The organism is Archangium sp. (assembly GCF_045802675.1).
Classification (GTDB): domain Bacteria; phylum Myxococcota; class Myxococcia; order Myxococcales; family Myxococcaceae; genus Archangium.
In genome coordinates this window covers 1-11,070 of sequence record NZ_JBJMQO010000064.1, presented here as the reverse complement: position 1 = coordinate 11,070, position 11,070 = coordinate 1, and the positions used below count along the sequence as shown (strand labels likewise).

Genomic DNA, 11,070 nt, shown 5'->3' with positions numbered 1-11,070 from the left:
CGCATGTACCGCACCGGCGACAGGGTGCGCTGGTTGGCCGACGGCACCCTGGACTTCCTGGGCCGCATCGACTTCCAGGTGAAGGTGCGTGGCCAGCGCATCGAGCTGGGTGAAATCGAGTCCGCCCTCACCCGGCTTCCCGGCGTCCTCCAGGCCGTGGTGCTGGCTCGTGAGGACGTCCCAGGCAACCAGCGCCTGGTGGCCTACCTCACCGCCGCGGAGGGCCACTCGCTGGACTCCTCCGCCCTTCGCTCCTACCTGCGCGAGCACCTGCCCGAGTACATGGTGCCCTCCTCCCTCGTGGTGCTCGAGGCCCTGCCCCTCACTCCCAACGGCAAGCTCGACCGCAAGGCCCTCCCCGCTCCGGAGGCGTCGGCGTCCCACGGCGCCACGCGCGTCACGCCCAGAGACGAGTTGGAGACCCAGCTCGCGCGCATCTGGGAAGAGCTGCTGAACGTCCCGTCGGTAGGAGTCCACGACGACTTCTTCGAGCTGGGCGGCCACTCGCTGCTGGCCGTGCGCCTGATGGCGCGCATCCGCGAGCGGTTCGGCCGGAGGCTCCCGGTGGCGACGCTCTTCCAAAGCGCAACGGTGGAGCACCTGGCGCGGCAACTGCGCGAAGGCCCGGCGGTGAATCCCACCTCCACGCTGGTGGCGCTCAACACCGGCGGCTCCCGCCGTCCCTTCTTCTGCGCTCACCCGATTGGCGGCGGTGTCCTCGGCTACGTCGAACTGGCGCGGGCCTTGGGGGAGGAGCAGCCCTTCTACGCCCTGCAGGCGCCGGGAATGGACGGCGACCAGCCCCCGCTGGACCGGCTCGAGGCGCTGGCGGCGCGTCACATCGAGTCCATTCGTGAAGTCCAACCGCATGGCCCGTACCTGCTGGGCGGCTGGTCCTTCGGCGGCATGGTGGCACTGGAAATGGCGCGGCAGCTCCGGCAGCAGGGCGAGCAGGTGGCGCTGGTGGCGCTCATCGACAGCTATCTGCCCTCCTCGAAGCGCGCGGGAACGGATCCTTCCGACGAGGAGGTCCAGGCGCACTTCCTGCGGGACCTGACGCGCACCGCCGTCCAGACCGCGGATCTGCCGGAAGAGCAGCTCGTGTCGCTGCGCCGCGTCTTCGAGAGCAATCTGCGCGCGGGGCGCCATTACACCCCCCAGCCGCACTCCGGACACCTCACCCTCTTCCGCGCCGCCGAGTCTCCTGCCGACCAGGCGAGCGAATCCGACCGGGGATTCGCCGCCCTCGTGGCGGGGGGGCTGGACGTCGAAGTGGTTCCGGGAGATCACTACAGCCTTCTCCACCAGCCCCATGTGAGGACCCTGGCCGAACGCCTGGCCGAGCACCTGGAGCAGAGCACCTCCATGACTGAGTCCAAGATAGGAAGGGCCCGATGAAGCTCATCATTTTCCTCGTCAGCCGGGCCAAGGGCGTCTTCGCCCTGGCGGTGCTCTGCGGGCTGCTGGCCGGGGCCACGAGTGCCGGACTCATCTCGGTGATCGGCAACACGCTGAGCGGCAGCTCCCATGCCCTCACCGGCATGCTGGCCTTCGCGGCGCTCGCCATCGTGGGCCTGTTGTCGCGCTTCTCCAGTCAGCTCCTGCTCAACCACCTGCACCATGGGGAAATCCATGATCTGCGGGTGGACCTGGGCCGGCGGATTCTCGCCACGCCCCTGCGCCGCCTGGAGGAGATGGGCTCGCACCGGCTGATGACCGCCCTGGTCACCGACGTCCAGTCCATGGGCAACAGCCTGGTGCTCCTCCCCGCCTTCTTCATCGACCTCACCATCGTCCTGGGCTGCCTGACCTACATGGCCTGGCTGTCGTGGAACAGCTTCCTGGGGACGCTCGTGTTCCTGGGAGTGGGTGGGCTGACCTATTGGCTTCCCCAGCGGCGCGGACTGGCCATCCTCCGCCAGGCGCACGAGCATCAGTCCTCGCTCCACAAGTACTTCCGGGGCCTCTCCGACGGAATCAAGGAGCTCAAGCTGCACAGGGAGCGCCGCCAGGCCTTCATCCGGGAGCGCTTCGAGCCCAACACGGCCGCCCTGCGCAGCGCCCACACCCATGCCGGGCGCTACTTCGCCGCCACGATGAGCTGGGGCATGTTCCTCTTCCTCGTCTTCATCGGGCTGCTGCTCTTCGTCGTTCCCCAGCTCATGAGCCTGGGCCCCAAGACCATGGTGGGCTACACCCTCGCGGCCCTCTACCTCCAGCAGCCCATCAACAGCCTGATGAGCAACATCCCCTTCCTCGGCCAGGGAAACATCGCCCTGCAGCACATCGAGAAGCTGGCGCTCGCCTCCGCGGAGAACGACTCGGGAGCGGACCGTCCGCTCCTGCCCGCGCCTCGCTCCTTCGAGCGCCTGGAGGTGAAGGGCATCACCCACGCCTACCACCGCGACAACGACGAGCGCCATTTCACGCTCGGGCCCCTCCACCTCCAGTTCTCCCCCGGGGAATTGGTCTTCATCATCGGCGGCAACGGCAGCGGGAAGACGACCCTGGCCAAGCTGCTCACCGGCCTCTACGCACCCGAGTCCGGGGAGATGCTGCTCGACGGCAAGCCCGTCACCGATGAGAACCGGGAGCACTACCGCCAGCTCTTCTCGGCGGTGTTCTCCGACTTCCACCTCTTCGACAGCCTGCTCGGCCTGATCACCACCGAGCGCGCGGCGCGGATGCAGGGCTACCTGGAGCGGCTCCAGTTGGACCGCAAGGTACGCCTCGGTGCCGACGGCGCGCTGTCCACCACGGAGCTGTCACAGGGCCAGCGCAAGCGCCTGGCGCTGCTCACCGCCTGGATGGAGGACCGCCCCATCTACCTCTTCGACGAGTGGGCCGCGGACCAGGACCCCTCCTTCAAGGACGTCTTCTACCTGGAGCTGCTCCCGGACCTGAAGCGAGCCGGGAAGACCGTGGTGGTCATCAGCCACGACAACCGGTATTTCCACGTGGCGGACCGGGTCATCCAGCTCGAGTCCGGCCAGCTCGTGGAAGTCCCCGCGGGCTCGAAGAAGGAGCGCCTCGCATGACAACCGGCGGGAGTGTCCCCGTGGAGATGAACGCCGTCGTGAGCGAACGGCCCGGCCCTCCCGAGGTGTTGAGCGTCCGGCGGATTCCCGTCCCCGCGCTGCCGGACAAGGGCGTGCTGGTGCGCGTACGGGCCACCTCGGTGAGCCCCGGCGACTGCCGCATGCGTGCCCAGGCCGCCCCGAGGGGACAGCGCGGACCGCGGCTCGTCGGCCTGGACGTGGCCGGAGAGGTGGTGAGCGTGGGCGCCTCCGTCACGCACGTGCGGCCCGGGGAGCGCGTCTACGCCTTCAGCATGCGCTCCGTGGCGAGCGCGGAGTACGCGGTGATGCCCGGCTCGGTCGTGACCCCCATACCGGCCGGGCTGACCTTCCAACAGGCCGCCGCGGTGCCCCTGTCGGCCAGCACGGCGCTCCAGGCCTTGAGGGACGTGGCGCAGGTGAAGCCCGGGGAGCGCGTGCTGGTGGTGGGAGCATCGGGAGGCGTGGGCACCTTCGCCGTGCAGCTCGCCCGGCTGCTCGGTGCGGACGTCACCGGCGTCTGCTCCACCCCGCACGTGGCGCTCGTGCAGGAGCTGGGTGCCCACCGCGTGCTGGACCACACCCGGACGGACTTCACGCGAGACACGGAACGCTACGACGTCGTCCTCAACACGACGCTGGCGCGCACCTTCCTCGCCTGCCGCCGCCTGTTGAAGCCGACGGGCCGGTACGTCACGGTGGCCCTGCCCGCGCCCTGGACGGACATGGCTGCCGGACTGCTCCCCACTCCGCGGTTTCTCCTCGCGTCCGCCCAGCCGCGAGGCGAGGACCTGCGGCAGCTCGCCGCGTGGCTCGCGTCCGGCCAATTGCGGCCCGTCATCCGCCAGGTGTTCCCCTATACCCGGTTCGCGGAGGCCCACCGCGCCTGCGAAGCCGGGCAGTCCGGCGGCAAGCTCGTGGTCGACCTGGAGCACCTGTCCACGGCGGAGCAGGCGCCGCGGGCTTCCGCATGAGCTGAGGAGAAGGAGGTGCCCGTCCGGGCTCCTCGCGGGCGCCTCCTAGAAGGAGGTGCCCACCTCGAGCAGACCGAGCTGCCAGGCCAGCCCCCAGCCGGGCAGATCCGCACCGAGGCCCACGCCGAGCTCCAGCAGCGACAGCTGCAGGCCCCCCTCGGTGAAGCGCAGCGGCGCCACACTCAACCCGAGCGCCACCGCGGGGCCGCGCACGGGGGTGGGATGCGCGGGCGTCAGGAAGGTGAGGCGGTCGCCCACCACCGTGGTGAGGGTGGCGAGCACGGCCGGCGTGTACGTGCCGCGGCGCTGCATGCCGGCGCCGAGCCGAAGCGCCACCACGTTGCCGAGCCCCATCAGGTAGCTCAGGTCGGCCTGGAGGATGAACCGGTCCTGGAGGGTGTCACGCAGGCCCACGCCACCGCCGATGCCGCCGGTGGTCATCGCGTCCGAGAGGTAGACGAGCGCTCCACCACGGCCGTAGAGCGTGAGCCGGTGACCCGCGGGCAGCACGCCCGCGGGCGCCGCGACCGCCTCCTGGGCGCGGGCGTCCCCCGTGGACAGCAGCACCAGCACACAGGCCAGGAGCCCTCCGGAGTGTAAACGCTTCATGGCTGCGGGCCTCCTGCCCAGAACGCGAGGGTGGCGGCGGACAGCCGCACGGCCTGACGGAACGAGGTGGGCTCCAACGTGTCCAGGGTGTCCGTTTCCTTGTGGTAGTTCGAGTTGCGGAAGTCGGCGGTGTCGGTGAAGAAGAGGGCCTCGTCACCTCGGAGCCAGAAGGGCGTGTGATCGCTGCGCATCAGGTTGCCCGTCAGGAACCCGGCGCCGTCGCGGGGGGCGATCAGGGGGACGACCTTCATGAACTTCAGGGCGTCGTTGAGCGCGTAGACCTCGGCGGCGCGTTGGCTGGACGTGTCGTTGGCGATCACCGCCAGGAAGTCACCCGCCGAGGGCGTGGGCAGGCCCGGCAGCGAGGCCTGCGAGCCCGGCTTGGAGGTGTAGTAGCCGATGCAGTCGAAGATCGCCGAGGCCACCAGGCGCTCGGAAACGCCGTTCTGCGCCTCGACATAGCGGGAGCTGCCCACGAGACCGAACTCCTCGAAGTCGAAGCCGACGAAGCGGATGGTGCGCTCGAACTTGTATTGCGAGAGGACCCGCGCCAGCTCCACCAACGCCGCCACGCCCGTGGTGTTGTCGTCCGCGCCCTCGAAGAAGGCGTCGTAGTGGGCGCCCACCAGGACGACTTCCTCCGGCTTCGTGGTGCCCGGAATCTCCGCGATGATGTTGTTGGTGGTGAATGGCGTGCCGGCCATCTCCTGGCGCCGCACGCTCAGGCCGAGCTGCTCGAAGCGGGCCTGCAGCAACTCCGCGGTCTTGTTCCGGGTGAGGTGGCAGAACGGCTTCTCCAGGCGGGCGCGCTGTGCCTCGCTCAGGAACGAGCAGTCAGCGACGCTGTCCTGGCGATGCACGTCCACGATCTCCGCGACGAGGCCCATCAGCCGCTCCCCGTCCACCTGGGAAGCCACCGCGGCCAGCGCCTCCAGACGGGCGCCCTCCAGCACGGGCTTGGAGCAAGAGAGGAGCCCCAGGAGCGCGGCCCCGAGCAGACAGCACTTCACACCCCGCAAGGCGCGCATGCTCATAGCTCCACCCCCAGCCGCACCAGGCCGAGTTGCGTGCGGATCGCCGAACCCATGGAAGCCGTGTTGGTCCCCAGCTGCAGTTCCAGCGCGCTCACGACGACCCGTCCGAAGTGGAGCCGCACCGGCGCCACTCCGAATGCCACATACACCGGGCCGAACCGCGCGTCCTCGATGGGTTTCAACTCCTGCATGGGCAGGAGCGTCCGCCTCGCGAGCCTCGCGAAGCCGCTCAGCCCCAGCTCGGGGCCCAACGCCGCCTCCCAGATGCCGATGCGTGCCGAGAGCTGCACCTGAAGGAAGCCCTCCAGCGGGAAGTTCGTGGCGGTCACGGGCATTCCGGTCCGCAGCCCCCCACCCAGGCGCAGGGCGCTCCAGGGGCCCACGCCGGCCACGCGCCAGGCGTAGGCCGCCTCCAAGGCCGAGAATGCCGCCGAGGGCCGCTGGTACGAGACGAAAGAGAAGGAGGTGGCGCCCAGGGAGAGCTCGTGCTGCCTGGCGGGCAGGGCCTGGGCAGACGGGGCGAGCAAGACGAGGCCCACCACGAGAGCGGGAAGAAGACGAGGAATCATGAACGTGGGGAAGCGGAAGGCGGATGGGTCCGGAGGACCTTGCAGTCGAGTCCATGTGACTCTACCACCATCCGGGCTTGCCCCCATGACGTGGCTCTCCCGCACCGGGTGTGCTCGATGCGCTCACGCTGCGAGCAGCACGCGACGGCGTGGCAAGTCGAAGCTGGCGCGGCCGCACATCCGGCGCTCGAGCTCCGTCATGCCGCACACACCCGGGCGACAAAGAAGAAGGGGCTGGAATCAGGGGAGAGCTTCCCCAAGGACTCCAGCCCCTTACGAGCTCGCGCCAGGCGGGACTCGAACCCACGACCCTCGGCTTAGAAGGCCGATGCTCTATCCGGCTGAGCTACTGGCGCCCAGTGTCCACCGCGACTGCGGTACTGCGATATCGGGGCGAGAGGATTCGAACCTCCGACCCCCTGCGCCCAAGGCAGGTGCGCTACCAGGCTGCGCTACGCCCCGATAAAGTCCGGCATTGTTGAACCATCCGGAACGGACGCGCAAGGCCAACGTGCCTGACGCCTGCTCATCCTCCGACAGGTGAGCCCCCGGCCAGAGCCAAGAGATGGGGCCGCATCTTCCGGAAGGCAACGCCCCGGTGCGACAGGCCCGCCTTCTCCTCCGAGGTCAGCTCCGCCATCGTCTTGCCGCCCGGCAGCTCGAAGACGGGGTCGTAGCCGAAGCCGTGCGAGCCCCGGGGCGCGTGACCGATGCGGCCCTCGCAGCGGCCCACCTCGATGACGGCGCGGCCCTTCCCCGGCATCACCAGACAGAGCGCACAGGCGAAGGCCGCGGTGCGCTTCTCGTCCGGCACGCCCGACAGCTCTCCGAGCAGCTTCTGGTAGCGCGCCGAGTCGCTGCCCTCGGCGTAGCGCGCCGAGTGAACCCCGGGCCGCCCTCCCAGTGCGTCCACGCACAGCCCCGAGTCATCCGCCAGCGCCGGCAGCCCCGTGGCCTCGGCGTAGGCGCGCGCCTTCTTCTCGGCGTTCTCCTCGAAGGTGGCCCCGTCCTCGACGGGCTCGGGCACGGGCGGCAGGTCGGCCAGGGACACCACCTCCACGGTGTCCCCCACGAGCCCGCGCAGCTCGCGAAGCTTGCCCTGATTGGTGGTGGCGAAGAGCAGGCGGGGCTTCATGGCGTTACCCTCCGAGCGCCTTCTGCTGGGCCTCGATGAGCTGGCGGATGGCGGCCAGTCCCGCGTCCAGCATGGAGTCCAGCGCCTTGCGATCGAAGAGCTGGTGCTCGGCGGTGCCCTGCACCTCGACGATGCGGCCGTCACCGGTGGCCACGAGGTTCAGGTCCACGTCGGCGGTGGAGTCCTCGTCGTAGTCCAGGTCCACCCGCACCTCGCCCTTCACCACGCCCACGGATACGGCCGCCAGCGGGGTGAGCTTGGGCATGCGCGGCATCACCCCGTCCTTGTGCAGCTTGCGCAGCGCGAGCACCAGGGCCACGTAGGCGCCGGTGATGGAGGCGGTGCGCGTGCCGCCGTCCGCCTGGAGCACGTCGCAGTCGAGGGTGAAGGTGCGGATGCCCAGGCCGGGCAGGTCCACCGCGGCGCGCATGGAGCGGCCGATGAGCCGCTGAATCTCCAGCGTGCGCCCGGTCTGCTTGCCCTTGGCGGCCTCGCGCTGGGTGCGGGTGTGCGTGGAGCGCGGCAGCATGCCGTACTCGGCCGTCACCCAGCCGCTGCCCTTGCCCATCAGATGGGGCGGAACCCTCTCCTCCACCGAGCAGGTGACGAGCACGCGGGTGTGGCCGAACTCCACCTGGGTCGAGCCCTCGGCATGACGGGTGATTCCAGGGGTGAGGGTGACGGGGCGCAGATCCAGCGCCCCACGGTTGAAGGACCGCACGGGATGCTCCTCGGTAGAGGGGAACAACGGGGGCGCCTCTCTAGCAGACGAGCGGCCCCGCTGTCCGTGCCGAGTGGCGTCCAGTGTCAGGGGGTGGCGGGAGCGGCCACCTGGGCGGGCTTCGGGGCGTCGCGCTTGCGGACCTCGGCCAGGAAGCCCCGCACGCCCTCGGCGATGGCGGTGGCGAGCTTCTCCTGGTGCTCGGGCCGGCCCAGGCGCGCCCCCTCCTCCGGGTGCGAGAGGTAGCCCACCTCGATGAGGACGGCGGGGGCCTCGACGCCGTTGAGGACGTAGAAGGGCGCCTGCAGCACCCCCCGGTCCGAGCCCCCCGTGGCCGCGACGAGCTTCTGGTGGATGGCGTACGCCAGGCGCGAGGAGTCCTGGTGCGCCTCGGTGCGCGCGAGGTCGTGGAGGATGAAGGCCAGCGTGGAGTCGCCTCGCGCGCCCCGCGACGTGGGGGCCTCGGCGTTCTCGCGATCCGCGGCCGCTCGCGCGGTGGCGTTGGAGGCGCTGGCCGAGAGGAAGTACGTCTCGAGGCCCTGGACGCGCGCCCGCGTGCGTTTGGTGGGCATCGCGTTGCAGTGGATGGACAGGAAGAGGTCCGGCCGCTGCTTGTTGGAGAACTCCACCCGCTCGGGCAACGGCAGCGACTGGTCCTCGTCGCGCGTCATCAACACCTGCGCCCCGAGCTCCTTCTCCAGGTGCTCGCGCACCCGCTGGGCAATCTGGAGCGAGATGTCCTTCTCGAGCAGGCCCGAGGGGCTCGTCGCGCCTTCCTGGGCGCCGCCGTGGCCCGGGTCCACCACGATGCGAGCGGGACGCTCGGCCGCGCGCGAGGACGCGGGCAGGCCGAAGAGGACGAGCGCACTGGCGAGAACAAGGGAGCGGAGCGTCATGCCGGCCCGGATCGTAGAGGGCCGCCCGGCCGACCGCCAGCGGCCACCCGTACACCTGGGGCGCTACCCGGTGAGCCCCTCACGCACGAGCACCCGCCCGTGTCGGACGTGCACCACCGCCACGGGCACCGCGAGGAGTGAGCGTCAGCCGACGACTTCGATGCCGGTCCGGCCCTCGGCGACCTCACCGATGAGGGCCACGTCCACCCCGGCCCGCTCCAGTGCCCGGTAGGCCTTGGCCACGTCGCGCGCCGGCACCGCGGCCAAGAGGCCCCCGTTCGTCTGCGCGTCGGCGAGCACCCACTGGATGTCCTCGGGCAGCCCCTTGGGGAAGCGCACCTTCTTGCCCACGTGGGCGAGGTTCGACTTCGTCCCGCCGGGCACCACGCCCTGCTGCGCCAGCGCCGGCACCTCGGAGATGATGGGGATGCGCTCGAGGTCCAGCAGCGCCTTGGCCTTGGCCCCCTTCATCATCTCCAGCAGGTGCCCCAGCAGGCCGTAGCCCGTCACGTCCGTGAGCGCGTTCACCTTGAACTTCCCCGAGGCGAACACCTCTCCGGACTTCTTGTTCAGCTCCGACATGAGCGCCACCACGCGCTCCGTCAGCTCCTTGGAGGCCACGCCGCGCTTGATGGCCGTGGTGGCGATGCCCGAGCCCAGCGGCTTCGTCAGCATCAGCACGTCGCCCGGCTTCGCCCCGGCGTTCGTCAGCACCTTCTTGGGGTGCACCTGGCCCGTCACCGCCAGGCCGTACTTCGGCTCGGGGTCCTGCACCGAGTGCCCGCCCAGGATGGGAATGCCCGCCTCGTCCGCCTTCGCCTGGCCTCCGGCGAGAATCCGGGAGAGCTCCTCCAGGGGCCGGTCCTTCGGGAAGCCCACCAGGTTGAGCGCGAACAGGGGCCTGGCCCCCATGGCGTAGATGTCCGACAGCGCGTTCGCCGCCGCGATGGCCCCGAACTGGTACGGGTCGTCCACCACGGGCGGGAAGAAGTCCACCGTGCTCACCAGCGCCATTCCGGGCGCCACTCGATACACGGCCGCGTCATCGTTGGTGTTGAAGCCCACCAGCGCCCTCGTGTCCTTCGAAGTCTTCAGTTGGCGCAGGACCTGCGCCAGATCCGCGGCGCGGATTTTCGCCGCTCAACCCGCGCAATGCGCCAGCTCGGTGAGCCGGCGCGGCTTCTGCTCTTCGGACACGTTCAACCTCGGTACAGAGAGGGAGGCTCAGCCCCCGCGCACGTAGTCGCGCTTGATGAGTTGCAGCACCGCCTCGGCCGCCACCACGTCGTCCGACTCCGAGTGGTCCAGCACCCCTCCGAGCGACCCGTAGTTGTGCACCGCCTGCAGCACGTCCAGCAGCTCCGGCGTCAGCTCGCGCAGGGGCGCCGTCATGGGCATGGCCAGCGTGAGCTGCGTGGCCATCGGCGGCAGATCCTTCTGGATGCGCTTGTACTCGTCCAGCTGCCTCAGCGCGTCCATCAGCAGCGCCTCGGTCGACGAGTCCATCTCCACCATGAACTCCTGGGGGTCGGCCGGCCGCAGCTCGAAGTCGCCCTGCTCCCAGGTCACAATCCGGTTGAAGCTCTTCTGCGGCCCCAGGTTGTGGTTTTCGTCGATGACCGCGTAGTACACGCGGCCCTGGCGCAGGTAGATCTTCCCCTCGTTGTCGTTGCTCACCACCAGCACGCCGTTCTTCTTCGACGTGTGGAAGAGCTGGAGCAGGTCCGGCAGGGGAATCTCCTCGATCTTCCCCGTCATGGACGAGGCCTTGGTGGAGGTGCGCGCGGCCTGGGCCGCGGCGGCCTCCTCCAGCTTGCGCTTGGCCATGGACTCGTCCACGTGGGCGCTGTCCGCGCCCTGCTGCACGAGCTTGAGGATGGAGGTGCCGATGAGGATGCGGTCCCCCTCCTTGAGCTGGGCCTGCTTCACCTTCTCGCCGTTGACGAAGGTGCCGTTGGTGGAGCCGAGGTCCTCGATGGTGACCTTGCCGGCGGTGACCACGATCTTCGCGTGCTTGCGCGAGACCATGTCCTCCACGAGGACCATGTCCAGCTCGCTGGACCGGCCGACGATGAT

At 69.8% G+C, this 11,070-nt stretch carries 11 protein-coding genes and 2 tRNA genes; 3 read left to right on the top strand and 10 right to left on the bottom strand.

All coding sequences use genetic code 11. The features are described 5' to 3' along the window. From ACJ8AN_RS18495 to ACJ8AN_RS18485, 3 genes are all read left to right on the top strand, one after another. Positions 1-1,398, top strand: a 1,398-nt coding sequence (locus ACJ8AN_RS18495) for an alpha/beta fold hydrolase (RefSeq protein WP_407756706.1), incomplete at its 5' end; no start/stop codon positions are given. Beyond that, a complete protein-coding gene (locus tag ACJ8AN_RS18490; protein ID WP_407756705.1) occupies positions 1,395-3,038 on the top strand; it encodes a cyclic peptide export ABC transporter in 1,644 nt (547 codons plus the stop codon). The genes ACJ8AN_RS18495 and ACJ8AN_RS18490, both read left to right, overlap by 4 nt. Next, entirely contained in the window at positions 3,035-4,030 is a 996-nt protein-coding gene (locus ACJ8AN_RS18485) for an NAD(P)-dependent alcohol dehydrogenase (protein WP_407756704.1), read from the top strand. The genes ACJ8AN_RS18490 and ACJ8AN_RS18485 overlap by 4 nt, the downstream gene beginning before the upstream one ends. Before the next feature lie 45 nt (positions 4,031-4,075). Here ACJ8AN_RS18485 and ACJ8AN_RS18480 read toward each other — a convergent pair whose 3' ends face one another. The 10 genes from ACJ8AN_RS18480 to ACJ8AN_RS18435 form a co-directional block, all read right to left on the bottom strand. After that, complete coding sequence (locus ACJ8AN_RS18480) at positions 4,076-4,639, bottom strand: hypothetical protein (protein WP_407756703.1); 564 nt, start codon at positions 4,637-4,639, stop codon at positions 4,076-4,078. After that, complete coding sequence (locus ACJ8AN_RS18475) at positions 4,636-5,667, bottom strand: M28 family metallopeptidase (protein WP_407756702.1); 1,032 nt, start codon at positions 5,665-5,667, stop codon at positions 4,636-4,638. The genes ACJ8AN_RS18480 and ACJ8AN_RS18475 overlap by 4 nt, the downstream gene beginning before the upstream one ends. Positions 5,668-5,669: 2 nt before the next feature. Further along, positions 5,670-6,200 carry a hypothetical protein gene (locus ACJ8AN_RS18470; protein WP_407756701.1) on the bottom strand — a complete coding sequence of 177 codons (531 nt, stop codon included), beginning with the start codon at positions 6,198-6,200 and terminating at the stop codon, positions 5,670-5,672. Positions 6,201-6,524: 324 nt separating this feature from the next. Further along, a tRNA-Arg gene (locus ACJ8AN_RS18465) sits at positions 6,525-6,598 on the bottom strand. A gap of 32 nt (positions 6,599-6,630) precedes the next feature. Next, positions 6,631-6,704 (bottom strand) — tRNA-Pro (locus tag ACJ8AN_RS18460). A gap of 64 nt (positions 6,705-6,768) precedes the next feature. Beyond that, positions 6,769-7,377: an RdgB/HAM1 family non-canonical purine NTP pyrophosphatase gene (gene rdgB / locus ACJ8AN_RS18455; RefSeq protein ID WP_407756700.1), complete on the bottom strand. Its 609-nt coding sequence runs from the start codon at positions 7,375-7,377 to the stop codon at positions 6,769-6,771. A gap of 4 nt (positions 7,378-7,381) precedes the next feature. Next, positions 7,382-8,098 carry a ribonuclease PH gene (rph, locus tag ACJ8AN_RS18450; protein ID WP_407756699.1) on the bottom strand — a complete coding sequence of 239 codons (717 nt, stop codon included), beginning with the start codon at positions 8,096-8,098 and terminating at the stop codon, positions 7,382-7,384. An 86-nt stretch (positions 8,099-8,184) separates the two neighbouring features. Further along, positions 8,185-8,994 (bottom strand): N-acetylmuramoyl-L-alanine amidase, encoded by an 810-nt coding sequence (locus tag ACJ8AN_RS18445; RefSeq protein WP_407756698.1) that lies wholly within the window; start codon positions 8,992-8,994, stop codon positions 8,185-8,187. Between the two features lie 144 nt (positions 8,995-9,138). Beyond that, a complete protein-coding gene (gene selD / locus ACJ8AN_RS18440; RefSeq protein WP_407756697.1) occupies positions 9,139-10,191 on the bottom strand; it encodes a selenide, water dikinase SelD in 1,053 nt (350 codons plus the stop codon). 27 nt (positions 10,192-10,218) lie between these two features. Next, positions 10,219-11,070 (bottom strand): DUF4388 domain-containing protein (locus ACJ8AN_RS18435; RefSeq protein ID WP_407756696.1); only part of this gene is annotated, 852 nt, incomplete at its 5' end.